Raw genomic sequence first — 26,094 nt, 5'->3', positions numbered from 1 at the left:
CCTCGACGCCGCCTCCGCCCTGTGGGGCGGGGGCGGCGTTTTTGCCCCCGCGAGTGCCTAGACTGGGAGGCATCATGAGTCCGATCCTCGCGCCCCCGGTCCCGGCCCCGCTCCGCGATGTGATGCCCCTGCTGCGCCGATTGGCGATCGAGCGGCCGGGTGGCGAATTTGATTTTGTCACGCCGCAGGCGGCGGGCGAGGCCGTGACGCCGTGGATTCTGCCCGCGGCCGGCAGCTCCGAGCTAGCCGCGCCGCTGCCGGGCCTGCGCGCATGGGCAGCCCCCGGCGACGGCGACCGCTTCGCGCTGACCCTGGACCGGCCCGGCGGCTCCCAGCTGGCCACGGTCCTGCCCGGCCCGGGCGCGGGAACCCGCATCGACTACACCCTGGATCTCCCCTCCGGTGCCACGCTTATCCACGAGTTTTCCGCCGATGCGGTATATCTGCGCGGGGCGCAAAACGAGTTTTTGGGCGGGGCCGCGGCGCCGTGGGCGATGGATGCGCGCGGCATCCCGATCAACACGTATTTTGTGGTGGCCGGGCGCGGGCTCTCCCAGGTGATCGAGCCGCGCGCGGAGCACAGCTATCCGTTTCTGGTGGATCCGCTTTTTGGCCGCCGATTAATCGCCGGGGTGCGCTGGAGCGAGCGCGATCCGCGCGGGCGCACGCTCGAGGTGCGGCCCACGTTCTGGAACCGGATCACGATGAATAATCCGTGGGCGATCCGCAGCGGCTGGGAGGAGGTCATCGCGCTGATGCCCGAGGCCGATACCGAGCAGCTCTTTTGGCAGTATCGCTGCCATCAGCAGTTTGCGCCGATTAAGCGCTCCTGGAATCTCGACGAGTGGATCGTGCGCGAGAGCTATCTGGATAGCTTCCGGCACCTGTGTAACTAGGCGCGCCGCAGGCGCAGCGCGGGCAGCCCGGCGAGGGTGCGGGCGGCGTCCTCCACGGCGCCCTCGGGCTCAAAGCCCCGCGCGGCGAGGAAGTGGCGGGCCCGAGAAAACGCGGCGGGCACCCAGGCGTGTATGGGCTCGGCCGGCAGCGCGCCCAGCAGGGCGGAACCGATGCCACGCCCGCGCTCGCCCGGTGCCACATAAAGATGCTGGAGTTCGCGGCCCGGGGCCACCGGGATGCCTGGGTGTTCGCGTTCCAGCGGGAGACCCAGGACCGCAAAACCGAGCACGTCATCCCCGTCCTCGGCGAGCAGCGCGATTCGCCGGGGATCGGCGCGGCGAATCAGGCGCTCCCACGCGCCGATCCGGCGCTCCTCGGTGGAGTGCAGCCAATAATCCTCGTCCACGTGGGGGCCATAGGCGTCGATCCAGCACTGCTGGTGGATGCGGCCCAGCAGCGCGGCGTCCTCGATCCGCGGCGTGCGGATGAGCGGGGAATCAGGCATCCACGATGCCGATGAAGCGGCTGCCGACGCCCGGGATCTCGGTGCGGGACAGGCCCGGTGCGGGATCGGGAAGGTTATAGTCGTAGTGGTCATCGCAGCTCAGATAGGTGAACTCGGGCCACCATTTTTTGGGCCGCGCCTGCTCGGTGAATCCGCATACGGTGCACACGAGCGCCACCCAGACCGGCTTTTTACCGGTGCGATTGGCGCGGGACTGCAGCAGCCAGGCCGGGGGAGTGGCCTCGATGGCGGCGAGGTCTTCCTCGCTGATCCGCGAGGGGATCCCGTGCCGGGAGGCCATCTCGAGGGGGATGTCCAGGCGGAGTGCGGCGTCGCGTCGTGTCAGCATTCGACCAATGATACCGGCTCGCGCGCGACCTGGGTGGGTCGCGCGCGAGCCGGGTGCGCGGCCACGGGATTAGATGATGCGCTCACCGCGCCTGCGCGATTCCCGCCACTCGGCAAAAAACGCGCGCGCGATATAAAACAGCGTGCCGGCCACGATCAGCGGCCAAATCAACACGTAACAGGTCATCCAGAACGCGGTCATACCCGTTCCCTCTCGGTTGTGCTTTCGGGGCGGTGGTCAAAATTGCCGGTGCGCTGCGCGATGGTCGCAAAATCGAAGTCGCGGGTATTCCGGAACGACATCAGATAACACACCACGGTGCTCACGGCATAGGCGATCAGCGATCCGCTGAGCACCGGATAGTCATGCAGGAAGCCGATCGCAAACGGGGCGGAGACCGCGATCGCGGCGATCCCGATGATCAGCGCGGGGCGCAGCCCAAAGAAGCCAAAAGACATCAGGCCCAGCACCACGCCGATTCCGATCACGGCGATCACATCGCTGATATAGCCGATGGCCCCGGTCATGGGGATCCACTCGAAGCGCACGGGCAGGAAGAGCGCCAGCGCCGCCAGTACCGAGACGGTGAAGGCAGCATTGGTGACCTTGGACCAGTAGAAGCTCGCGATCACGGGGAATACCAGGGCGCCCCAGAGCGCCCCCACAAAGACCAGCATGTCGAGGATATTCATCCGGGCGCTGGCAAAATAGAGCGCGGCCACGGTGGCGATAATCATCGTGAGCCGACCCACCAGCAGCATCGTGCGGGGGTTGGCGTTTTTTTTGCCCGCCACGGCCTGCCCATAAACATCGGTCATCATGATCGAGGACAGCGCGGCCAGATCGGAATCGGCGGTTGAGCACAGTGCCCCGATGATCATGATAAAAAACAGGCACAGCAGGAGCGGCCCCAGATAGGTCGCGGCCATCTGCGGGATCAGGTTATTCACGTCGCCGCCGAGCGGCTCGATGCCCAGGTAGAGCGCCATCACGCCGAGCATGCCGATGCCAATAATGGTGGCGCCATAGCCCACGGTGGCGGTGATAAAGGTCTTTTTGATCAGGTCCTCGCGCACCGCGAAGAGGCGCTGCGCGATGGTCTGATTGCCGATCGCATAGGCGAGGACCGCCGCGATATAGGGAGCTCCCTGATGCATGAAGGCATCGGAGGAGAAAAAATCACCCTGCTGGGGTGTGAGGTTTTTGGCGCCCGAGATAAACATATCGGGGCCGCCGGCGAGGAAAAAGATCGCCGGGATGATGATTACCACCGCGCCGAGCATCGCCACCACCTGCGCAAAATCGGTGAGTACCGAGGCGCGGAATCCCGACCACAGCGTATAGAGCAGCACGCCGCCGCCGATCACCACGATGCCGGTACCAAAGCTCATCGGCGTGAGCAGCGAGACCAGCGCGCCGCCGGCGATCAGGTTGGAGGTCAGGCTAATCACGCTGCCCAGCACATTGGAGCCGGCCAGCATGAGCTGGCTGGAGCGGCCGTGCCGGGCGAACATCACCTCGGCGAGGGTATGGGCGCGCGGGGCCACGGCGCGAATGCGCTTGCCAAAGGGGTAGATGAACAGGATCATCAAGGCGCCCCAGAGCCCGTAGTGGATGGGGCCGGAGATTCCGTAGGTATAGCCCGAGGTCGCGGAGGCGTACATCGACGCGGCCCAGATCCAGGTGGCGGTCATCGAGGCCGCCGAGATGCCAAAGCCGAGCTTATTGCCGGCGGTCATATAGTCGTCGGCGTTCTCGCGCTTGCGGCTGATCGCATAGGACATATAGAGGGTGCCACCGAAAAAGACGATGAGCAGAAGAATGGTGATTGGCCAGCCGAGTTGCTGGAGGGCAGAGCCTTCCGGTTCCATCGGTTTCCTTTCTGGATACTCGCGGGGCGCCGAAGTACTCCGCGGTGATCGGCGGCGTCGGGGTTCTGCGAGAAGGGCAGAAGGGTACGGCGGTAAAAACATGACGTCGCCGCGTTGCGCGCGTCCCTCCCGGGGGCGCAGGGGCTGTGCCCGGTCCGGGCGGCGCAGTGAAGCTCGGGAGTGCCGATCCCCGCCGCGGCGGCAATGCCTTCGGGCGCGATCGGCGCGAGCCGATCCGGAATCGGGCGCTCCCGCGGCGCCGCGGGAAACGTGGGTGGTTGGCCAGGTCTCGGGCACCCGCCCCGCATTCGCAAAACAAGTGGTATGAGATTGGCCAACATCCCTACCCTAGCAAGAGTCGGTGCCTCTGGGGCAACTCGGGGGCCACTCGAATGCCGCGCTCCCGCGCCATACCGGTCCCATAAAACGCAATTGACCTGCGCTAAATAATTTCCCCAAAAAATACGGCACGGCGCTCACTTCGTCCCGAGTTGCCTCCCGGGCAACTCGGCGGAGCCCCGCTGGTCAGCCCAATTCTTTTGTGCACACATGTCCGATATGTGTTAGAATGGGGGTCATGTCTACCCCGAATCGGCCGTCTTTACGGCAGACTCGCCGGGGTTCCCCCGACCCCCGTTCGGCGTCCACCCGGCAGGTCATTCTTGACGCCGTGGGCGAGCTCTCCCTCGCGGGGGCAGACGACTTCTCGGTGAGCGATATCGTGCGCCGCGCCGGCATCAGCCGCAGCTCCTTTTATGCGCACTTCGCCGATCTCGCGGCCGTGGCCGAGGAACTCCTCACCCAGGCCTTCTCCGAGGTGGTGGAGCTGGAGCGCACCCGCCGCCGCGATGACTACCTCACCGAATACCAGGCCACCCGCATCGGCTATCGCTATCTGGTGGATCACCTGGTAGATAATTTCTCCTTTTATGGCATGGCCTCGCGCTCGGCCCTCCTGCGCCCGGCCTATGACGAGACGCTCCTGCGCTATGCGCGCGAGCTGGTCCGCGACTCGGGCAACCTCGCCCAGGCCCTCTATGTCTCGGGCGGTGTCCTCACGGTCATCCGCTCCTGGATGGATGGCGATCTGGACCTCGACGACGATCAAATCGTGTCGGTTCTTGTGGAATTACATCCCGCGCTCGCGCGCGAGACCACCCCGTATTTTTAGCTCTCCCGTTCCACCCGGGCTCCCTCAACCGCGGGGGAATCCTCGGCGTCACTCCCTAAAGCTTTGCCCAAGAAGAGTCAGGAAAAACACATGAATTACACCGTCGGACACACCCTCGTTTACCCGCACCACGGGGCCGTCACCATCTCGGCCGTGGCCGAGCGCGTGATCAAGGGTGAAACCAAGACCTACCTGACCCTTCGTGTACACACCACCGAGCTGGAGATTCAGGTGCCCGTGGACAACCTGGAGCAGGTGGGCGTGCGCGAGGTCATCGATGAGGCCGGCGTGCAGGAGGTCTACGGAGTCCTGCGCGAGGAGGTCATCGAGGAGCCCGGTAACTGGTCGCGTCGTTTTAAGGCCAACCAGGAAAAGATGGCCTCCGGTAGCGTTCAGCGCATCGCCGAGGTTGTCCGCGACCTGTGGCGCCGCGATACCGAAAAGGGCGTGTCTCCCGGAGAGAAGCGCATGCTGCAGAAGGCCACCGAGGTGCTCGCCTCCGAGCTCGCCCTCGCCCGCGCCACCGGCGTCGAGGAGGCCACCGTGGAGCTGGAGGCCGTACTGGCCGCCGCCCCCGCGGCACCCGTCGCCTCCTAGCGGTTCCCGTCTCCGGTAAAGCCCGGTCGGTTCGCTCCCCTCGGGGGCGAATTGGCCGGGTTTTCGGCATTCCGGGCGGGTGCGCGCTGATAGGCTTGCCGGGTGTCTAATCCCATTTTTACCCAGCAGAGCAATGACTCCTCGTTTGAGACCCTGTGGGACGAACTGAACTGGCGTGGCCTGATTCATGTCTCCACCGATGCCGAGGAGCTGCGCACGCTCCTCGATGGCGAGCCGATCACGTATTATTGCGGATTTGACCCCACGGCCCCGAGCCTGCATCTCGGAAATTTTGTACAGCTGCTCCTGCTGCGCCGCCTGCAGCTGGCCGGCCACCGCCCGCTGGGCCTCGTGGGTGGCTCGACCGGCCTGATCGGCGACCCGCGGCCCACCGCCGAGCGCACCCTCAACTCTCCCGAGACCGTGGCCGCCTGGGTCACCCGGCTCCAGGCCCAGGTCTCCCGCTATGTGGATACCGAGGGGGAGAACGGCCTGCGCCTGGTGAATAACCTCGACTGGACGGCCCCGCTCACAGCGATCGAATTCCTGCGCGATATCGGCCAGTACTTCCGCGTGGGCACCATGATCAAAAAGGACGCGGTCTCCGCGCGGCTGAACTCCGAGGCCGGAATCAGCTATACCGAGTTCAGCTATCAGATCCTGCAGGCGCTGGACTTCCGCGAGCTGCACCGCAGCTATGGCTGCATGCTGCAGACCGGCGGCAGCGATCAGTGGGGCAACCTAATCGGCGGCGTGGAGCTTGTGCGCCGCTCGGACTCCGCCTCCGTGCACGCCATCGGCACCCCGCTGATCACCAATAGCGACGGAACCAAATTTGGCAAGAGCGAGGGCAATGCCATCTGGCTCGACGCCGAGATGTGCAGCCCCTATGCGATGTACCAGTTCTGGCTGAATACCGATGACGCCGATGTGGTGGATCGCCTGAAGGTCTTCACCTTCCTCACCCGCGCCGAGATCGAGGACTACGCCACCCAGGTGGCCGAGGCCCCGTTCCGTCGCGCCGCGCAGAAGCGCCTCGCGCTTGAGGTGGTCACCCTGGTGCACGGCGCCGAGGCGGCCGCGGCCGCGATCGCCGCCTCCGAGGCCCTCTTTGGCCAGGGCGAGCTGTCCACGCTGGATTCCGAGACGCTCCGCGCCGCGCTGCGCGAGCTGCCGCATGCCGAGGCCGCGCTGGGCACCGGGGTGGCCCAGCTGCTTGTGGATACCGGTCTTTGCGCGAGCCTCGGCGAGGCCCGCCGCGCGATCGCCCAGGGCGGCGTATCCCTGAATAACGTTAAGGTGGCCGATGAGCAGGCGGCGCTGACCGAGGCCCTGCCCGGAAATGTTGCGGTCCTGCGCCGCGGCAAAAAGACCCTCGCGGGGATCTTCCTCGCCTAGCCGATTCATAAACGGCGGCCCGCGTTCCCAATGGGGAACGCGGGCCGCCGCGTTTTATCCGCAGATTAGGCCGGGAGGGTGACCCCGGCATCGCGGGCCAGCAGCGCGCGAATATCCGCGCGTTGTTCCGCGGCGAGGGCATCCAGGCGCGCCTGCGTTAACACATCCGCGAGCGCGATGCGCCGCCCGGTCTCGGCCGAGGCCACCGCGGCCTCCACCATCGCGAGGCTAAGAATATTGGCATGCACCTCGGTCGCGGGCACGTGGCCATCGCGCAGCGCCGCAATAAACTCCGCGAGCGAGCCGTTGATCTCCTCGGGATAATCAATCTCCTCCGCGAGGTGTGCGGGCAGCTCGCCCACCGCACCCGCGGTATTCTCCACGACGGGTGAGCCATCGCCGTCCCAGGTCGCGGTGCCGTGCTCGCCGCCGATGCGCCAGCTGCCATTCCAGGAGGTTTCCTGCCCGGGGGTGCACCAGCTGCCGTGATAGACATAGCGCACGCCATCGGTGAACTCGAAGATTGCGCTGGCCGAGGCGGCGCCGGCATACCAGCTCCAGGCCGGGTTATATTCCTCGCAGTACACGGCCACCGGATCGCGATCCAGCAGATAGCGTGCAGCGTCAAAGGCGTGGATAGCCATGTCCACCAGAAGCACGTGGTCCATCTCATCGCGGAAGCCGCCAAAATGCGGCGCCTTGGCAAAGAGCGTGCTGGCATCGCCGAGGCGGCCCAGACCGCGCACCCCGTGCCGCAGCTCCTCGATCGCGCGATAGTGGCGGCGCGACTGGCTGGTCATCAGCAGCTGCCCGCTGGCCTCGGCGGCCCCCGCGAGCGAGAGCGCGGTGGCCACGGTTGGCGCGATCGGTTTTTCGCAGAGCACGGGCAGGCCCGCAAAGAGCGCCTCGGTACTGACCGGGTGATGTGCGACCGGCACGGTCACATTCACCACCGCCTGCGCCCCGGTGCGCCGGGCGAGCGCGGATACCGAGGTATCCACGGGCAGATGGCCCAGCCCGTATTCGCCGAGGGCCTCGGTCGCGGCCTCCAGGTTGAGGTCCACGAGGCCCACAACCTCGGCATCGGGGGAGCGGGTGAGCGCGCCGAGCCAGTTTTTGCCCATCGCGCCGGCCCCCACCAGGATGATGCGGACGGGGGTGTGCGGATCGGCGAGGGTGTGGTGGCTCATCGCTCCATCGCCCCGCGGTAGCCGCCGCCGTTATAAAAGTCCTCGGTCTCATAGCGCAGCAGCGTGGGGACCGCGCGCTCGGGGCGCAGGGTCTGCGCCCAGCTCACGCCATTGGCGATGACCCGGCGCACATCGCGGTGGTGATATACCGGATAGTCCTGATCGCCGGGGCTGAAGAAGAAGATCTTTCCAAAGCCGCGTCGCCACGTGCAGCCGCTGCGGAAGACCTCGCCGCCGGAGAACGTGCTCAGGAAGATCAGCTCATCGGGTGCGGGAATATCAAAAAACTCGCCGTACATTTCCTGCTGCGGAATGATAAACGGATGCGGCACGCCCTGCGCGATGGGGTGGGTGGGGTCCACGGTCCAGACGATCTCGCGGTCCTGTTCGCTGCGCCAGCGCAGGGTGCAGGAGGTACCCATGAGCTTCTGGAAGATCTTGGACCAGTGCCCCGAGTGCAGGACCAGCAGGCCCATGCCGGAGAGTACGTGGCGTTGCACGCGCTCCACGACCTCATCGGAGACCTCGGCATGCGCCGCGTGGCCCCACCAGACCAGCACATCGGTATCGTTCAGGACCTCCTCGGTGAGGCCGTGCTCGGGCTCGTCCAGCGTGGTGGTGTGCACGCGGGCGCCGGCACCGAGGTTCTCCTCGATACCCTCACGAATGGTGTTATGCATTCCCTGGGGATAGAGCTCGGCCACGGCCGGTTCCACCTGTTCGTGGCGGTTTTCGCCCCAGACGAGGACACGAATGGGTGCGGTGGGGGAACTAATCTGACTCATTATTTTTCCTTTATCGGAGAGAGGATGTTATTTCACGGCCCCGCCGGTGGCCCCGGCGGCAATGAATTTCTGCGCCAGCACCAGCAGGATGATGGCGGGAATCGAGGAGAGTACGGCGGTGGCCATCACGGCCGACCAATTGGAGACCTGGGTTCCCAGATACTGATAGATGCCGAGGGTCACGGGGCGCACCTCCTCGGTGGTGGTGAGCGTGAGCGCAAAGAGGAAATCGCTCCAGGAGAAGAGGAACGCAAACAGGGCCGCGGTGATCAGCACATTGCGGCTGATCGGGACCACCACGGACATAAAGGCGCGGACCAGCCCGGCGCCGTCGATGCGCGCGGCCTCGACGATTGAGGGTGGGATCGCGAGCATCGAGGTGCGCAGGATCAGGATCGCAAACGGGATCGCGTGGCTCGCATCGGCAAGGATCAGCCCGGCAAGCGAGTTCAGCATTCCCAGATCGTTATAGGCGCTATAGAGCGCGTTGGCGATCACCACGCCCGGCACCATCTGCGCCACGATGATGATCATGAGTGCGGCGCCGATCCAGCGGAAGCGGAACTGCGCAAGCGCATAGGCGGCGGGGGCCGCGATCAGGAGCGTCAGCACCACGGTTCCGGTGGCGATGATGAGGCTCGTGACGAGGTTGCCGCCCTGATCGCGCAGCGCCTTTTCATAACCTGAGAAATCCGGGTTCAGCGGGAAGAGGCCCGCGGTGAGGGTATTGCCCGAGGGCTGCAGCGAGGCGTTCACCATCCAATAGATGGGGAAGAGCATCACGGCGAGGATCAGCACGCCGATCAGCGAGTAGACCCAGGCGGGAATGCGCCGGCGCGCGGTGCCCGGCGCCGGGACCCGGAGCGGGGGTGCACTGAGTGTGGTCATGTTCTTCCGGCTCCTATTCATCCACCGCGCGCCGGTTGGCCCGCAGATAGATCACGGCAAAAATCAGCGAGACGAGGATCAGCACGTTGCTATAGGCCGAACCCACGCCGAACTGGAAGTTCACAAAGGACTCCTGATAGGAGCGCACCGCGAGGGTCTGGGTGGCATTGGCGGGCCCGCCGTTGGTGAGGCCGAGGATCACGTCCAGGACCTTGAGGGTATAGACCACTCCGAGCACAAGCACCACGCTCACGACGGGGCGCAGGCTGGGCCAGGTGATATGCCAGAACGCCTTCCAGCCGGTCGCGCCATCCAGCGCGGCCGCCTCGTAGAGTTCCTCGGGGATATCCTGCAGGCCGCCGTAGAGCAGCGCCACGTTAAAGGGGATGCCCACCCAGATATTCACGATGATCACGGCGATCAGGGCCACGGCGGGATCGGTGAGCCAGCCGATGGGCGCATCGGTCAGCCCAATCGCGCCGAGGAAACGGTTCAGGATTCCGCTGTCCTGGTCGAGGATCGAGCGCCAGGTGGCGCTGGACACGATCACGGGCAGCAGCCAGGGCAGCAGCATCATCGAACGCAGGAACCCGTTGAGCGGGAAGCGGCGTTTAAAGAACACGGCCAGGGCCATGCCGATGACAAACTGGCCGAGGATCGAGCCGAGCGTGAAGAGTGCGGTGTTCAGGAAGGCCGGGCCAAAGAGTGAGCTCGTGGTCACCGTCACATAATTGGCCAGTCCCACCCACGGGGCCTCGCCCGTGAAGAAGGTTTTGGTGGTGTATTCCTGCAGGCTCATCGTGAAGTTTTTCACGATCGGATAGCCGAAGAACGCGAGGATATACAGTGCGGCGGGGGCGATAAACAGGAGCCTGGTCCAGCGCTCGGGCGAGTGCCGGCGGCGGCGCCCGGGGGCCGGGGCGGCGGCCGCGGGGGCCACCGCCTCGGTCCGGGGTGCAACGATGGTCATCGGTACTATCCCGCCGTGGCCTTCGAGAAGGCGTCCTCGGGTGTGGCCTGGCCGGTGAGTCCCAGCTGGATGCCGGTATAGATCTGCGTCGCGGCCTTGGGCCAGCCGGTTCCGAGGATTCCGGTGCGCGAGCGGGCATTGGCTACCTGCTCGGTGAAGGATTCCATCTCGGGGCGGAGGGCCACATACTGCTCGGAGAGCGCGGTCTTGGTGGGCACGGTATAGCGGGCCTCGGCGAGGGCGAGCTGGTTTTCGTCGCTGGTGATGCACTCGATCAGCTGCGCGGCCTTGGCCTGCTTATCCTTATTGCCGGTCTGCGGCACGGTCCAGACCTCGCCGCCGAGCGGAGCCACGGCCTTCTGTCCGGCCTTATTAATCGGGATCTGCACGGTGTCCCACTCGATCGAGGGGTCCTCGCTGAGCGCGGGGATCTGCCACGGGCCGTTGATCATCATCGCGGCCTTGCCCGCCGCAAACTGGTCCTTCACATCGGACTGGCTCCAGTTCACGACGCTCTTGGAGGCCGAGCCCGCGTTCACGAGATCCACCTGGAGGGCGAGGGCCTCCGCGGCCTCGGGCGAGGTCAGGTCATCCTCGGAACCGCCGTTGGTCCAGAGCAGCGGCAGGAACTGCCAGCTGCCCTCATAGGTGGCAATCGAGGAGAAGGCGATGCCATAGCGGTCGCCGCTGGTGAGGGCAGCCGCGGTGCTCTTGAGTTCGTCCCAGGTCTTGGGTGCCTCCAGCCCGGCCTCGGCGAGCATCGCGGGGTTCACAAAGAGGCCCAGGGTGTTCACGGTGGGGGCGAGTCCGTAGACCTCGTTTTCATAGGTGGCGGCCTCGAGGATTCCCGGGGCGAAGCCCGCGGTATCCACATCAAACTGGCTGAGCGGGGCGAGGCCGCCGGTCGCGGCGATCTCCTGCAGGTCGGGGTTATCCAGCATCAGGACATCCGGAAGCGTTTTTGAGGAGGACATCTGCAGCACCTTCTGGATGAGGTCCTTTCCGGGGACCACGGTGCGGTCGAGCGTGACGTTGATGCTTGCGGCGCACTTATCCAGGGCGTCGCCGATCAGGCCCTTATCGGGGTCGTTATTGTAATAGTCAACAACGGTGAGGGAGTCGGCGCTGCCGGAGGCCTCGGGGGAGGCGGAGGAACCGCAGCCGGTGAGGATCAGCGGCGCGATGGCCAGACTCGCGAAAATCGGATAACGATATTTTTTCATCATGTTGCGGCTCCTTTGCCGTGGTGATTATGACGCGATGGTGCGGGATGTGCCGGGCTCGGGTCCGTCCCGGAGCCGCGTAGTTAACCGCTTTGATTTTTGATCGGCGGTGTTGATAACCCAAAACACATTTCGTGGATGGGGCAACAATCTCACGGTCCGCGGGTGATGTCAATAAAAAAGTAAAGCGGTTTACTTTGCCGGGTGCCTAAGCGTGTCCGTATGCCCCGAACGCCGCGACCTATGAGAGGCTACGGGCATAACCGATCAGAAAGTCAGGACCGATGGCAACTATGCGCGATGTCGCACGGCGGGCGGGGGTATCCCTCGCGACCGTGTCGTTTGCCATAAATAACACCAAGCCGGTAGCGCCGGCCACTCGCGAACGCGTGGAGGCGGCGATGGCCGAACTGGGCTACCGCCCCGACCCCATCGCCCGCGCCCTCGCCAGCCGGCGCACGCGCATCATCGCGCTGCTTTTCCCGGTCCTCCAGCACACGCTGGGCGGAACGGCACTGAAATTTTTCACAAGCGCCGCGGCCGCCGCCAATGATGCCGGCTATACGCTGATCCTCTGGCCCGGCAATAACGACGCCGAACAGATCGATACCCTCGTCTCGAAGGGGCTGATTGAGGGAGCCGTGCTGATGGAGGTGCACCTCGGCGATACCCGGGTGGACCGGCTGCGCGAGCTGGGCATCCCGTTTTCCCTGATCGGACGCACCGCGGATCTGACCGGGCTGAGCTATGTGGATGTGAACTTCGAGGGGGCCGTGATTGCGGGCCTCGACCGGCTGCGCGCGCTGGGACACCGCGATATCGGCCTCGTCTTCGGCGATGGGGGAGACCCCAATATTCACGATTACGGCCCGGTGGTGCGCACGCGCGAGACCTATATTGAGCGCATGCGTGCGCACGGAGAGACGCCGCGGGTCTTCTCCTGCGCGGAGTCCTCGGCCGCTGGCCGGGAGCTTGCGCCACGCATCCTCGCCGAGGCCCCGCATCTCACGGCCCTGCTGCTCCTGAACGAACAGGCCACCGCGGGAATCGTGGGGGCGCTCGCCCAGGCCGGATGCCCGGTACCGGAGGCGATCTCGATGCTGGCGCTGGGGTCCTCGCCCGAGATTTCCGGTGCCTCCAATCCGGAGATCTCCGTATATGAATCGCCCAGTCTTGAGCTCGGTCGGCGCGGCGTGGCCGCGCTGATCGCGATGCTGGAGGACCCGGGTACCGAGCCGGCCCGGGCGCTGGTGGACTGCCGCTATGTGGACTTTGGCTCCACCGCGCCTGCCCTCGCCCGCTGAGAACCTAAAACGGCCAGATCAGCGGGACCAGCAGCACCGCGACGGCAAGAAATAGGGCCAGGAGGGGCAGCCCAAGCCGCCAATAATCGGAAAAACGATATCCGCCCGGACCCATCACCATCATATTGACGGGGGTGGCTACCGGGGTCAGGAACGCGGCGGCACCGGTGACCGCGAGCGCCATCAAAAACGGCAGCAGCGAAAGGTTCATCTCACCCGCGATGGCGATCGCGATCGGCGCCATGATCAGCACGGTGGCGGTATTGCTGATGAGCTGACCCAGTATCGCAACCACCAGACACATCGCGAGAAGAATCATGTGGGGCCCGGCCGCGCCCACCGCAAGAATCAGGCCGTGGCCAATCACCTCGGCCGCCCCGGTCTCCAGGAACGCCGTGGACAGCGGAATCATCCCGGCCACGAGGATCACCGTGGTCCAGGAGATACTGCGATACGCCTGCCCCATCGATACCACCCGGGTCAGGATCATCGCACCCGCCCCGAGGAGCCCGGCCACGGCCGCCGGGACCGCCCCGCTGACCAGCAAAATAATCATGCCCAGCAGCACCGCGATCGCGGTATAGCCGGCCGGACCCAGCGGCAGTATCTGTCGCCGCCAGAGCGCGGGCTCGTCCACCGCGAGTACCCGATCCGAGGCTGTGAGCGCCTCGAGTGCCGCCCAGGGGCCCCGCACGAGGAGCGCATCGCCGCCCGCCAGGATCGTCTCGCGCGAACCGGTGTCCTTCCCGTTGCGCTGAATGGCCAGCACAATCAGTGCCCCCGAGGCGGAAACCATCCCGGGGAATGCGCGCTCGCCGATCAGCGAGGAGCGCGGGGCCACAATCACCTCGGCCACCCCCTCCTCCCCGCCCACGGTCTCCAGCGCGGGATCGGGGAGCAGGCTGGACACGGGCGAGGAATAGTGGCGGAAAAGCGTATCGGCATGCCCGCTGAGATCCCGCGGGAGGGCGCTCGCCGCGCGCTCGGGAACCAGTCCCCGGCCGCACAGCATGACGATTAGCACGGTTCCCACCACCAGCGGGACCCCTACCAGCCCAAATTCCAGGAACCCAAATCCGTGGCCGGTTTCCTCGCGCGCAATCTCGGATACGATCACGTTCACGGGGGAGCCCGTGAGCGCAAGCAATGAACCCGCATGCGCGGCAAAGGCGAGCGGTAGCAGCAGCCGCGCGGGTGGGAATCCGCTGCGCACCGCAATGATCACGGTCATCGGCAGGAGCGCCGCGACCGCACCATTTACGCTGATCAGCGCGGTCAGCGCCGCCACGATCAGCATGATTAACAGCAGCGCCCGCCGCGAATTGCCGCGGGACCGCGCGGCAATCGCGCGCCCAAGCAGGGCGGTCACCCCCGAGGAGTCCAGGCCCTCGCTCACGATAAATAGCGCCGCAATAAAGAGCACCGTGGGATCGCCAAACCCGGCCAGGGCATCCTGCAGGGGGAGGACCCCGCTGGCCCAGAGCGCGAGGCTGACCCCTACCGCGATCACCGCGAGCGGCAGCCGTCCCGAGAGAAAGGCGATGACCGCGGCCCCGAGGATCAAAAATGTCGCAAGAATGGGGTCCATAGCGAAGAAGGTTAGCGCCTGTTATTGCCCTCCGGGTGGGGGACAGTGTGGGTTTTGCGCCCGGGTAGAGGCAATCCCGCGACCGGCGGGGATTTCCCTATTCTTCCGCCGCAAATCCGCTGCTAGCGTGGCGCTCAGACGGGGTTCTTTTGGGGTATCCACCCCACTGCTCTCTCGGGAGGCGACCGCCGGATAACAGAAAACGAGGGCATCATGGGTACAGCAATCTCGGCCGCCACGCGTGCGGAACTGGACGCCAAAATTCGGTCACTTATGCCCGAGCTGCGCGAGGGGCTGGAGCGGCTTATCGCGATTCCCTCGGTGGCGTTCCCCGGGTTTCCGAGCGAACCCATCCACGAGGCCCACGACCTGGTGCGCGAGCTGGCCGCCGAGGCCGGCGTGATTCTGCGCGATTCCCTGCGGCTGCCCGATACCTCACCCGTGGTCTGGGGAGAGATTCCCGCTCCCCCCGGTGCACCCACCGTGTTGCTCTACTGCCACTATGACGTGGTCCCAGCGGGGGAGGAATCCGACTGGGAGTCGCCGCCGTTTATCGCAACCGAACGCGAGGGGGCCATCTACGGACGCGGTACCGCCGATTCCAAGTCAAATCTGATGGTGCATCTGGGTGCGCTGCGTGCGTTTGGGGGGCGACCGCCGGTGGGCATCAAACTTGTGATCGAGGGGCAGGAGGAGGCCGGAAGCGCCTTTGACTACTGGCCCGAGAAAAACCCCGAGTTTTTCCACGCCGATGCGATGGTGATCGCGGATGTGGGCAATGTCCGCCCGGGCGTTCCCACCCTCACGGTCGCGTTGCGCGGAGACGCCGCGGTCACGGTGGAGGTGAATACGCTGGGTTCGGCCAAACACAGCGGCCAGTTTGGGGGTGCCGCCCCCGATGCGCTTCTGGTGCTGATGCGGGCACTGGCGACCCTGCACGATGACAGCGGCGATGTGGCCGTGCCCGGACTGCTACGCACGGAATGGGCGGGAAGCAGCTATACCGAGGCCGAGTTTGCGGAGCTGGCCGAGATGCTCCCGGGGACCGTGCTTCAGGGAACCGGGGGGCTGGGGGAGCGGATCTGGTCCGGCCCCGCACTGACCGTGACCGGTATCGATGTTCCGAGCGTGGAGGGGGCGGTCAACGCCGTCTCCCCGCATGCCCGGGCCCGCATCAACCTGCGTGTGCATCCCGAGCAGGACGCCCGTGAGGCCCAGGCCGCCCTGATCGCATACCTGGAGGCGCAAACCCCGTTTGGCATCTCGCTGGAGGTCGCGGCGGGGGATACCGGCAACGGCTATTCCGCCGCCGAGGGGGGCCCGGCCTATCACGCGGCGCTCGCCGCCCTGGGCTCGGCCTGGGAGGCGGAGCCCACCACCGCGGCGATTGGGGGGTCAATTCCCCTCGTGAATTCGCTGCATCTGGCCGCACCCGAGGCGGAGATTCTGCTCTTTGGCACCGCCGATGGTTTCAGTCGGATCCATGCCCCGAATGAGCGCGTCCTGATCGATGAGTTTGAGCGCGCCATCCTGGCCGAGGCGCTGTTTCTCTCCGAATTAGCCAGCAGAAAGAACGCCTAATATGACCTCCACCGCCACGCCTCCGGTCCGGAGCCGCCGCAAATTTGAGTTTCCGAGCGCGTTCACCGTGCTGGTCATTGTGACCCTCCTGGTCTGGATCGCGGTGTTTTTCATCCCGAGCGGTCAGTACGAGAAGGAGGCCGATGGTTCGCCCATCGTGGGCACCTTCCAAAACGTGCCCGCCCCGCAAAATTTTGGCGAGCGGGTTATCGACTTTTTCCTCGCCCCGATCAACGGCCTCTACGGAATCCTGAATCACGAGACCGGCATGATCCAACCCTTCGGGGCCGGATCGCTCTTCGGCGCGGTGGGCGTATTCATGTTTGTTTTGGCAATCGGCGCCTTCATGACCGTGGTCTTTCAGACCGGGGCGATGGATCGCGGAATTGCCCGGCTGGCCTTCGCCACCCGCAAGCGCGGCTGGCTCCTCATCGCCTCGGTGATGGTGCTCTTCTCCCTGCTGGGATCCACGATGGGGTTCGCCGAGGAGACCCTCGGTTTTTATGCGCTGATCGTCCCGCTGATGCTGGCTCTGGGCTATGACCGCCTGGTTGCCGTGGGCTCCATCTTCCTCGCGGCGGGCGTCGGCGCGATGGCCTCCACGGTGAACCCGTTTTCGATCGGTGTGGCCTCGGGCGAGGCGGGGGTCTCGATCGGTGATGGCATCGTATTGCGCATCATCCTGTGGGTGGTACTCACCACGATCACGGTGCTCTACGTATTGCGCTATGCCCGCAAAATCAAGGCCAATCCCGCGGCCTCGATCCTGGCCGGCGATTCCGCGGCCGGGGCCGAGGAGCCCGGTGCGGCCCCGGGGATTCCGGAGGCCCTGAGCGGGCGGCAAAAGGCCGTCCTTGTGGTGACCGGGCTCGCCTTCGCCACGATGATCTTCTCGGTGATCCCCTGGTCCAGTGTCCTGCCCGTGGAGAAGGACTATCCGTTTGCCTGGGAGCTGGGCTGGTGGTTCCCCGAGCTCACCGCGCTGTTTATCGTGGGTGCCGTGGTGGTGGGCTTTATCGGTGGCCTGGGGGAAAAGGGCATCGCGGCCGCCATTGGAAAGGGCGCGGGTGATTTCATTTTTCCCGCGATCGTGATTCTCCTGGCCCGCGGTGTGACCGTGATCCTGAATAACACCCAGACTATCGACACGATGCTGCACGCGATGGAGCAGCTGGTGGTGGGGGCCTCCGCGGGGTTTTTCGCCGTGCTGGTATTCCTGATTAACGCCCCGCTGGCGATCCTGGTTCCCTCCTCCTCGGGGCATGCCACGCTCGCGATGCCCCTGCTGGCCCCGCTCGGGGACTTTGCCGGGATTGACCGCTCCCTCGTGATCACCGCCTGGAATGCCGGGGCCCGCTGGATGGGTCTGATCATGCCCACCAATGCGGTGCTCATGGGTGGCATCGCGCTCGCCGGGGTCGGCTATAACAAATACGCCAGATTTGTATTGCCCCTGATGGCGGTATTGCTGGTGGTTACGCTGGTCTTCCTGGTGATTGGGGCGTTGCTCTGAACCGCCGGATTCCGTCCGTGACCCCTAGGATGAACCTACAGATCAGCGGTGCGGGGCGAGCGAGTTCGGGAAGGGTGCGGCCGTGAAATCGGAGCGCTGGATTCCGCTGGGCAGGAGCGGGAATATCGAGGATGCCCACCGCATGCTGAACGGCAGGTTCCTGCGCAGCGAGGAGGACATCGTTGAGCGGGTGATCCGGGGTTCCTGGATTCCCGAGAATGGTGAGTACCGCTTTGATCTGCGAACGCGGTTGTGTTCCTTTGGTCTGGTGATGGAGAGCGAGCATACGGCGTTTCGGCTGCGCGGCCTGACCCGGCCGATGACCGAGCTGATTGATATCGGTTTTGTGCTGGAGGGGGAGGTCGAGATGACCACCGGCGGCAAAACCCACGTATTTGCGGCGGGCTCGATTTATGTCATTCCCTCCTGGAATCCGCCCGAGGTGCTGGTGCGCACGGGGGTAAAACACCTCCTGGTGCGTATTTCCCGCGAACGGTTACGCGATCGTGGGGTGCGGTCCGTGGAGAAATTTGCCCGATTTGATCCCGATTCCGCGCTCGCCCCACTGCTGCGGGTTGTGGCGCTGGAATATCTGCGCCTGCCCACGACCCTCGGAAAATTTGCGCAGTCCAGCGCTGATCGGGTACTCGAGGATCTGATCGTGGGCATGCTGCTGGAGACCGGGGGTTTTCGTTATGATCCCGCGGATATCAACGCGGGCATTCGCGCGCGGGCGCTCAGTATCATCGCGGCGGAGCATCGTGATCCCGAGCTGGACCCGGGGGGAGTGGCCGAGCGCATGCGCATGTCGCTGCGGCAGCTGCAGCGGGTATTCCAGGACGAAAAACCCGGACTGAGCGAACGGATCGGCCAGGCCCGGGTGCGTTCGGCCGCGGAAATGCTCAGCGCGCCCGGTGCCGCGGATCTCTCGGTCAACGAGATTGCGCGCAGGGTGGGGTTTGGGACGGGATTCCGGCTGCGGGCGGCGCTGCGGCGCGAGTTCAACAGCACACCCTCGGAGTATCGCCGGGGGATCGATACCCTCCCGGGGGATTTCGACGAGCCGAAAACTGTTATCGTTAAATAGAAGCTCATCGGTTATTTTCTTCCGATTTTTTCGTGATACTCGGCCCTCCCACCAACCCCCGATTCCGCGTCCGCGCGAAATTCCGTGGTGGCGGCCTCCTGAAGGGATGGTCATGACCGAATTGCTTAGCGCCGCCGACCGGCTGGATGAGGCCCTCGCCTCCGATGCCCTCCTTCAGGCCTCCGCCGTTCTCAGCGAGATGAGCCCGCGCGAGATTATCGCGGTGATCGAACGTAGTTCCTCGCGCCGGGCCGCCGTGGTTTTCCGGCTGCTGGCCAAGGATCGCGCGCTGGATGTTTTTGAACATCTGAACCCCACGGTGCAGGGGGAGCTGCTGCACGGGCTTCAGGCCGAGGATGTCACCGCGCTTTTTGCCGAGCTGGACCCCGATGACCGGGTCACGCTGATGGACGAGCTTCCCGCGGTGGTGGCCCGCCGGCTGCTGCTGGGCCTCGATCCGCATGAGCGCGCCCTGACCAATGTGATGCTGGGCTATCCTGCCCGCTCGATTGGTCGCCGGATGAGTCCCGAGTTTATCCGGGTGCACCCCGAGTTCACGGTCGCCCAGTCCCTCGAGCTGGTGCGCGATCGGGCCCGCTCGGCCGAGACCATCTATACGATCCCGGTCACGGATGCGCAAAAGCGCCTGGTGGGAATCGTGAGTTTGCGTGATCTGATCGCGGAGGAACCCCATATCCTGATCTCCGCGATCATGAACCGCGCCGAATATGCGATCGCGAGCGATGACGCCGAGGAGATCGCCCGGCGCTGTAGCGAGATGGAACTGCTCGCGATGCCGATCGTGGATAGCGAGATCCGGTTGATCGGAATCCTCACGGTGGATGACGCGCACGAGATTCTGCGCGATGCCGAGGAGGAGGACATGGCCCGCGCCGGCGCCTCCGAGCCGCTGCGCCGCCCCTATCTGTCTAGCTCGATCTTTCAGATCGCGCGCTCGCGTGTGGTGTGGCTTTTTGTCCTCGCGATCTCTGCCCTGCTCACCGTGCAGGTGCTGGGTATCTTCGAGGCCACCCTGGAACAGAAGGTGGTCCTTGCGCTTTTTATCCCGCTGCTGACCGGAACCGGGGGAAATACCGGGTCCCAGGCCGCCACCACAATTACCCGCGCACTCGCGATGGGCGAGGTGGGCCCGGGGGATGTGGGCAAGGTGCTCCTGCGCGAGGTGCGGGTGGGCACGATGCTGGGGTTGCTGCTGGGTACCGTGGGATTCACCCTCGCCTCGCTGGTATATGACGTGCCCACCGGGCTGGTGATTGGCACCACGCTGCTGTGTGTTTGTGCGCTGGCCGCCACGGTGGGTGGCGCGATGCCGCTGATCGCGAAGGCCATCCGGGTGGATCCGGCCGTATTCTCGACCCCGTTTATCACCACCTTCTGTGATGCCACGGGCCTGCTGATTTATTTCAGCCTCGCCAAGCTGATCCTGCAGATTTAGCCGGCCGCACCCCGAGCGCCCGGAATCAACACGCCCGGCGCACACGGCCTTCCGGCCGAGGCGCGACACTTTTCCCCAATTTTCTCCCGCCGGCGCCCCCGGCGCCAATACGGCGCCGCGGAGGGGATCCGCATGTTTCCGGGGGAGTGGTGATGCGACACGCCTAGCGATGTGGTCGATTTGCCGAGGTGGTGGATCGGACGTATAGTTTTACCTATCACCCCAAAGGTGCGGCCAAGCGGAATGCGGGTCGGCCTCAAGCGGGGATCATCCCCACCAAATATTCTGAACTTGTTTCGGTTGTGTTTGTGTGGCAGGATAGGAATCCTTCACTTCGGATGCCCCACTCAAAGCCTTTAGGTTTTGGAAGCGAGTTCGTGGTGGATGGTGATGTATATCGTGACCCCTAGGAGAAGCACCCGTTTGTGGTGTGGAAATGGGGAGTATCCGATCCTTGAGAACTCAACAGCGTGCACAATGTCAAATGCCAAAAACCTCGGCCACTTTTTAGTGGTGGAGATTCCTTTGGAAAACATTTAAACAACAAAGCAAGTCAGTAATGATTTGTTCTGTCAGTTTCAAACTCGCAGTTCTCGTCCTATTCCGGGCGGGTTCGGCATAAAATGTCCCGGCTTTTAGTCGTGGAGATAAACATTTACGGAGAGTTTGATCCTGGCTCAGGACGAACGCTGGCGGCGTGCTTAACACATGCAAGTCGAACGATGAAGCCCAGCTTGCTGGGTGGATTAGTGGCGAACGGGTGAGTAACACGTGAGTAACCTGCCCTCCACTCTGGGATAAGCGCTGGAAACGGCGTCTAATACCGGATATGAACTTCCACCGCATGGTGGGGGTTGGAAAGAATTTCGGTGGGGGATGGACTCGCGGCCTATCAGCTTGTTGGTGAGGTAATGGCTCACCAAGGCGACGACGGGTAGCCGGCCTGAGAGGGTGACCGGCCACACTGGGACTGAGACACGGCCCAGACTCCTACGGGAGGCAGCAGTGGGGAATATTGCACAATGGGCGAAAGCCTGATGCAGCAACGCCGCGTGAGGGACGACGGCCTTCGGGTTGTAAACCTCTTTTAGCAGGGAAGAAGCGAAAGTGACGGTACCTGCAGAAAAAGCACCGGCTAACTACGTGCCAGCAGCCGCGGTAATACGTAGGGTGCAAGCGTTGTCCGGAATTATTGGGCGTAAAGAGCTCGTAGGCGGTTTGTCGCGTCTGCTGTGAAAACCCGAGGCTCAACCTCGGGCCTGCAGTGGGTACGGGCAGACTAGAGTGCGGTAGGGGAGATTGGAATTCCTGGTGTAGCGGTGGAATGCGCAGATATCAGGAGGAACACCGATGGCGAAGGCAGATCTCTGGGCCGTAACTGACGCTGAGGAGCGAAAGGGTGGGGAGCAAACAGGCTTAGATACCCTGGTAGTCCACCCCGTAAACGTTGGGAACTAGATGTGGGGACCATTCCACGGTCTCCGTGTCGCAGCTAACGCATTAAGTTCCCCGCCTGGGGAGTACGGCCGCAAGGCTAAAACTCAAAGGAATTGACGGGGGCCCGCACAAGCGGCGGAGCATGCGGATTAATTCGATGCAACGCGAAGAACCTTACCAAGGCTTGACATATACCGGAAACGGCTAGAGATAGTCGCCCCGCAAGGTCGGTATACAGGTGGTGCATGGTTGTCGTCAGCTCGTGTCGTGAGATGTTGGGTTAAGTCCCGCAACGAGCGCAACCCTCGTTCTATGTTGCCAGCACGTTATGGTGGGAACTCATGGGATACTGCCGGGGTCAACTCGGAGGAAGGTGGGGACGACGTCAAATCATCATGCCCCTTATGTCTTGGGCTTCACGCATGCTACAATGGCCAGTACAATGGGCTGCGATACCGCAAGGTGGAGCGAATCCCAAAAAGCTGGTCCCAGTTCGGATTGAGGTCTGCAACTCGACCTCATGAAGTCGGAGTCGCTAGTAATCGCAGATCAGCAACGCTGCGGTGAATACGTTCCCGGGCCTTGTACACACCGCCCGTCAAGTCATGAAAGTCGGTAACACCCGACGCCGGTGGCCTAACCCGTAAGGGAGGGAGCCGTCTAAGGTGGGATTGGTAATTAGGACTAAGTCGTAACAAGGTAGCCGTACCGGAAGGTGCGGCTGGATCACCTCCTTTCTAAGGAGCAACTGGCACTTTATGTGTCCAGGCCCCAGATCAGAACGACTGTTTCTGCTGGGAGCTCATGGGTGGAACATTGACATTGCTGTGCATGAAGTTTTGTGTGGTTAGTACGTCTTCTTTGAGGATGGGAACGCTGTATGGGATGGAGTGTGCAGGTGCACGTTGTTGGGTCCTGAGGGACCGGGCCGAAATTTTGTTTCGGACGGCCTTCTGGGCTAAAGCTGAGGGACATTTTTTGTCGTGATGTTTTAGTACCGCCCGTACTTTGAGAACTACACAGTGGACGCGAGCATCTTAAAATTCAAAGCCTTTATGGTTTTGTTTTGATAATAAGATGATCTATTTATAGATCATTGGTCAATTTCTAAGAGATTTCTTTTAGGTTTGATCGATTTTTATACTCATGTGATTTCAAATTTTTAAGAGCAAACGGTGGATGCCTTGGCATCTGGAGCCGAAGAAGGACGTAGTAATCTGCGATAAGCCTCGGGGAGCTGATAAACAAGCTGTGAGCCGAGGATTTCCGAATGGGGAAACCCCGCTGCGCGTGGCAACATGACGTAGTGACTCCCGCCTGAATATATAGGGCGGGTAGAGGGAACGTGGGGAAGTGAAACATCTCAGTACCCACAGGAAGAGAAAACAATAGTGATTCCGTCAGTAGTGGCGAGCGAACGCGGATCAGGCTAAACCGAGCATGTGTGATATCCGGCAGGAGTTGCATGTTCGGGGTTGTGGGACTTTCCAGGATCATCTGCCGATGGTCGAACATTAGAGAGCGTTATAGACGAATGGTCTTGAAAGGCCAGCCAGAGACGGTGCCAGCCCGGTAGTTGAAATGACGTAATCGTGTGGAGAGTATCCCAAGTAGCACGGGGCCCGAGAAATCCCGTGTGAATCTGTCAGGACCACCTGATAAGCCTAAATACTCCCAGATGACCGATAGCGGACAAGTACCGTGAGGGAAAGGTGAAAAGTACCCCGGGAGGGGAGTGAAATAGTACCTGAAACCGTTTGCTTACAAACCGTCGGAGCCTCCTTGTTGGGGTGACGGCGTGCCTTTTGAAGAATGAGCCTGCGAGTTAGTGATATGTGGCGAGGTTAACCCGTGAGGGGAAGCCGTAGCGAAAGCGAGTCTGAATAGGGCGATTCAGTCGCATGTCCTAGACCCGAAGCGAAGTGATCTATCCATGGCCAGGTTGAAGCGTGTGTAAGAGCACGTGGAGGACCGAACCCACTTAGGTTGAAAACTGAGGGGATGAGCTGTGGATAGGGGTGAAAGGCCAATCAAACTTCGTGATAGCTGGTTCTCTCCGAAATGCATTTAGGTGCAGCGTTGCGTGTTTCTTGCCGGAGGTAGAGCTACTGGATGGCCGATGGGCCCTACAAGGTTACTGACGTCAGCCAAACTCCGAATGCCGGTAAGTGAGAGCGCAGCAGTGAGACAGTGGGGGATAAGCTTCATTGTCGAGAGGGAAACAACCCAGACCACCATCTAAGGTCCCTAAGCGCGTGCTAAGTGGGAAAGGATGTGGAGTTGCAGAGACAACCAGGAGGTTGGCTTAGAAGCAGCCACCCTTGAAAGAGTGCGTAATAGCTCACTGGTCAAGTGATTCCGCGCCGACAATTTAACGGGGCTCAAGCACGCCACCGAAGTTGTGGCATTAATATTTTTGGTAGGCCTTCGTGGTCCAGCCGTATTGATGGGTAGGAGAGCGTCGTGTGGCCAGCGAAGCGGCGGTGTAAACCAGCCGTGGAGGCTACACGAGTGAGAATGCAGGCATGAGTAGCGAAAGACGGGTGAGAAACCCGTCCTCCGAAAGACCAAGGTTTCCAGGGCCAGGCTAATCCGCCCTGGGTAAGTCGGGACCTAAGGCGAGGCCGACAGGCGTAGTCGATGGACAACGGGTTGATATTCCCGTACCGGCGAAGAACCGCCCAAGCTAATCCAGTACTGCTAAGTGTTTCGAAACCATGATGACCGAGCCCTTCGGGGTGGAGCTTTATGGCAACGCACACGACCCGATCTGGTGCGGTTAGCGTATTAACAGGTGTGACGCAGGAAGGTAGTCGGTCCTAGGCGATGGTTGTCCTAGGCCAAGATTGTAGGCCGGGAGATAGGCAAATCCGTCTCCCATATAGGCTGAGAATTGAAGGGGAACCCGTAAGGGTATGATCCGATGATCCTATGCTGCCAAGAAAAGCATCGACGCGAGGTTCTAGCTGCCCGTACCCCAAACCAACTCAGGTGGTCAGGTAGAGAATACTAAGGAGATCGAGATAATCACGGTTAAGGAACTCGGCAAAATGCCCCCGTAACTTCGGGATAAGGGGGGCCTAGCATGTCAATGGATTTACTCCAGGTAGCGTGTTTGGGCCGCAGAGACCAGTGGGAAGCGACTGTTTACTAAAAACACAGGTCCGTGCTAAGTCGCAAGACGATGTATACGGACTGACGCCTGCCCGGTGCTGGAAGGTTAAGAGGAACGGTTAGCCGTAAGGCGAAGCTGAGAATTTAAGCCCCAGTAAACGGCGGTGGTAACTATAACCATCCTAAGGTAGCGAAATTCCTTGTCGGGTAAGTTCCGACCTGCACGAATGGCGTAACGACTTCCCAGCTGTCTCAACCGTGAACTCGGCGAAATTGCATTACGAGTAAAGATGCTCGTTACGCGCAGCAGGACGGAAAGACCCCGTGACCTTTACTACAGCTTGGTATTGGTGTTCGGTGTGGCTTGTGTAGGATAGGTGGGAGACGTTGAAGCATGCACGCTAGTGTGTGTGGAGTCGAAAGTTGAAATACCACTCTGGTCATATTGGATATCTAACTTCGAACCGTGATCCGGTTCAGGGACAGTGCCTGGTGGGTAGTTTAACTGGGGCGGTTGCCTCCTAAAAAGTAACGGAGGCGCCCAAAGGTTCCCTCAATCTGGTTGGCAATCAGATGGCGAGTGTAAGTGCACAAGGGAGCTTGACTGTGAGACTGACAAGTCGAGCAGGGACGAAAGTCGGGACTAGTGATCCGGCAGTGGCTTGTGGAAGCGCTGTCGCTCAACGGATAAAAGGTACCTCGGGGATAACAGGCTGATCTTGCCCAAGAGTCCATATCGACGGCATGGTTTGGCACCTCGATGTCGGCTCGTCGCATCCTGGGGCTGGAGTAGGTCCCAAGGGTTGGGCTGTTCGCCCATTAAAGCGGTACGCGAGCTGGGTTTAGAACGTCGTGAGACAGTTCGGTCCCTATCCGCTGCGCGCGCAGGAAATTTGAGAGGATCTGACCCTAGTACGAGAGGACCGGGTTGGACGAACCTCTGGTGTGTCAGTTGTTCCGCCAGGAGCACCGCTGATTAGCTACGTTCGGGATGGATAACCGCTGAAAGCATCTAAGCGGGAAGCCGGCCTCGAGATGAGATTTCCATCCCTTAGGGGGAGAGGCTCCCAGTAGACTACTGGGTTGATAGGCCGGATGTGGAAGCGAGGACTACAGACTCGTGAAGCTGACCGGTACTAATAAGCCGATAATTTGATAATCATTACTCAG

At 62.7% G+C, this 26,094-nt stretch carries 19 protein-coding genes and 2 rRNA genes; 11 read left to right on the top strand and 10 right to left on the bottom strand.

Features of this window, described 5'->3' with window-relative positions; all coding sequences use genetic code 11:
- Positions 1–74 precede the first annotated feature (74 nt).
- Positions 75–896, top strand: a complete 822-nt coding sequence (locus KXZ72_RS06185; RefSeq protein ID WP_226083022.1) for a DUF2599 domain-containing protein — start codon at positions 75–77, stop codon at positions 894–896.
- On the opposite strand, the gene KXZ72_RS06180 is transcribed toward KXZ72_RS06185, so the two are convergent.
- The 4 genes from KXZ72_RS06180 to KXZ72_RS06165 form a co-directional block, all read right to left on the bottom strand.
- Positions 893–1,402, bottom strand: a complete 510-nt coding sequence (locus tag KXZ72_RS06180; protein WP_226083020.1) for a GNAT family N-acetyltransferase — start codon at positions 1,400–1,402, stop codon at positions 893–895. The genes KXZ72_RS06185 and KXZ72_RS06180 overlap by 4 nt on opposite strands.
- On the bottom strand, positions 1,395–1,751 hold the full coding sequence (locus KXZ72_RS06175) for a hypothetical protein (RefSeq protein WP_226083018.1): 357 nt from the start codon (positions 1,749–1,751) through the stop codon (positions 1,395–1,397). The genes KXZ72_RS06180 and KXZ72_RS06175 overlap by 8 nt, the downstream gene beginning before the upstream one ends.
- A gap of 69 nt (positions 1,752–1,820) precedes the next feature.
- Positions 1,821–1,952, bottom strand: a complete 132-nt coding sequence (locus KXZ72_RS06170; protein ID WP_226083016.1) for a putative transporter small subunit — start codon at positions 1,950–1,952, stop codon at positions 1,821–1,823.
- Positions 1,949–3,622 carry a sodium:solute symporter family protein gene (locus tag KXZ72_RS06165; RefSeq protein ID WP_226083014.1) on the bottom strand — a complete coding sequence of 558 codons (1,674 nt, stop codon included), beginning with the start codon at positions 3,620–3,622 and terminating at the stop codon, positions 1,949–1,951. The genes KXZ72_RS06170 and KXZ72_RS06165 overlap by 4 nt, the downstream gene beginning before the upstream one ends.
- 577 nt (positions 3,623–4,199) lie before the next feature.
- On the opposite strand from KXZ72_RS06165, the gene KXZ72_RS06160 reads away from it, so the two are divergent.
- The 3 genes from KXZ72_RS06160 to tyrS all read left to right on the top strand — a co-directional run bounded on the left by KXZ72_RS06160 (position 4,200) and on the right by tyrS (position 6,788).
- A complete protein-coding gene (locus KXZ72_RS06160) occupies positions 4,200–4,793 on the top strand; it encodes a TetR/AcrR family transcriptional regulator (protein WP_226083012.1) in 594 nt (197 codons plus the stop codon).
- A gap of 90 nt (positions 4,794–4,883) precedes the next feature.
- Entirely contained in the window at positions 4,884–5,390 is a 507-nt protein-coding gene (locus KXZ72_RS06155) for a CarD family transcriptional regulator (protein ID WP_226083010.1), read from the top strand.
- A 102-nt stretch (positions 5,391–5,492) separates the two neighbouring features.
- Positions 5,493–6,788, top strand: coding sequence for a tyrosine--tRNA ligase (gene tyrS / locus KXZ72_RS06150; protein ID WP_226083004.1), 1,296 nt, complete (start codon positions 5,493–5,495; stop codon positions 6,786–6,788).
- Positions 6,789–6,853: 65 nt separating this feature from the next.
- Here tyrS and KXZ72_RS06145 read toward each other — a convergent pair whose 3' ends face one another.
- From KXZ72_RS06145 to KXZ72_RS06125, 5 genes are read right to left on the bottom strand one after another with little or no spacing between them, the layout of a single operon-like run.
- Entirely contained in the window at positions 6,854–7,978 is a 1,125-nt protein-coding gene (locus KXZ72_RS06145; RefSeq protein ID WP_226083002.1) for a Gfo/Idh/MocA family protein, read from the bottom strand.
- The gene (locus tag KXZ72_RS06140; RefSeq protein ID WP_226083000.1) at positions 7,975–8,763 is read right to left on the bottom strand and encodes a ThuA domain-containing protein; all 789 of its coding nucleotides are present in this window, start codon (positions 8,761–8,763) and stop codon (positions 7,975–7,977) included. Before KXZ72_RS06140 ends, KXZ72_RS06145 begins: the two co-directional genes overlap by 4 nt.
- 27 nt (positions 8,764–8,790) lie before the next feature.
- Complete coding sequence (locus KXZ72_RS06135) at positions 8,791–9,651, bottom strand: carbohydrate ABC transporter permease (protein WP_404823671.1); 861 nt, start codon at positions 9,649–9,651, stop codon at positions 8,791–8,793.
- 13 nt (positions 9,652–9,664) lie between these two features.
- On the bottom strand, positions 9,665–10,621 hold the full coding sequence (locus KXZ72_RS06130; protein ID WP_226082998.1) for a carbohydrate ABC transporter permease: 957 nt from the start codon (positions 10,619–10,621) through the stop codon (positions 9,665–9,667).
- Positions 10,622–10,626: 5 nt separating this feature from the next.
- On the bottom strand, positions 10,627–11,847 hold the full coding sequence (locus KXZ72_RS06125) for a sugar ABC transporter substrate-binding protein (protein WP_226082997.1): 1,221 nt from the start codon (positions 11,845–11,847) through the stop codon (positions 10,627–10,629).
- A 281-nt stretch (positions 11,848–12,128) separates the two neighbouring features.
- Here KXZ72_RS06125 and KXZ72_RS06120 point away from each other — a divergent pair, with 281 nt between their 5' ends.
- Positions 12,129–13,148: a LacI family DNA-binding transcriptional regulator gene (locus tag KXZ72_RS06120; protein ID WP_226082995.1), complete on the top strand. Its 1,020-nt coding sequence runs from the start codon at positions 12,129–12,131 to the stop codon at positions 13,146–13,148.
- 4 nt (positions 13,149–13,152) lie between these two features.
- Here KXZ72_RS06120 and KXZ72_RS06115 read toward each other — a convergent pair whose 3' ends face one another.
- Entirely contained in the window at positions 13,153–14,736 is a 1,584-nt protein-coding gene (locus KXZ72_RS06115; RefSeq protein ID WP_226082993.1) for an SLC13 family permease, read from the bottom strand.
- A 213-nt stretch (positions 14,737–14,949) separates the two neighbouring features.
- On the opposite strand from KXZ72_RS06115, the gene KXZ72_RS06110 reads away from it, so the two are divergent.
- The 6 genes from KXZ72_RS06110 (at position 14,950) to KXZ72_RS06085 (ending at position 26,084) form a co-directional block, all read left to right on the top strand.
- Positions 14,950–16,317: a M20/M25/M40 family metallo-hydrolase gene (locus KXZ72_RS06110; RefSeq protein ID WP_226082987.1), complete on the top strand. Its 1,368-nt coding sequence runs from the start codon at positions 14,950–14,952 to the stop codon at positions 16,315–16,317.
- Position 16,318: 1 nt separating this feature from the next.
- Positions 16,319–17,830: a YfcC family protein gene (locus KXZ72_RS06105; protein ID WP_226082985.1), complete on the top strand. Its 1,512-nt coding sequence runs from the start codon at positions 16,319–16,321 to the stop codon at positions 17,828–17,830.
- Positions 17,831–17,912: 82 nt separating this feature from the next.
- Complete coding sequence (locus tag KXZ72_RS06100) at positions 17,913–18,917, top strand: helix-turn-helix domain-containing protein (protein ID WP_226082983.1); 1,005 nt, start codon at positions 17,913–17,915, stop codon at positions 18,915–18,917.
- 112 nt (positions 18,918–19,029) lie between these two features.
- Positions 19,030–20,373 carry a magnesium transporter gene (gene mgtE, locus KXZ72_RS06095; protein ID WP_226082982.1) on the top strand — a complete coding sequence of 448 codons (1,344 nt, stop codon included), beginning with the start codon at positions 19,030–19,032 and terminating at the stop codon, positions 20,371–20,373.
- 654 nt (positions 20,374–21,027) lie between these two features.
- Positions 21,028–22,547 (top strand): 16S ribosomal RNA (locus KXZ72_RS06090).
- Positions 22,548–22,962: 415 nt separating this feature from the next.
- Positions 22,963–26,084 (top strand): 23S ribosomal RNA (locus KXZ72_RS06085).
- Together the 16S and 23S rRNA genes form the textbook arrangement of a ribosomal RNA operon.
- The last annotated feature ends 10 nt before the right edge of the window (positions 26,085–26,094 follow it).

Origin of the sequence: Mycetocola spongiae (assembly GCF_020424085.1) — a bacterium.
Taxonomy (GTDB): domain Bacteria; phylum Actinomycetota; class Actinomycetes; order Actinomycetales; family Microbacteriaceae; genus Mycetocola; species Mycetocola spongiae.
Note: the sequence above shows the minus strand (reverse complement) of the source record. Positions and strands in the feature narration are given on the sequence as shown.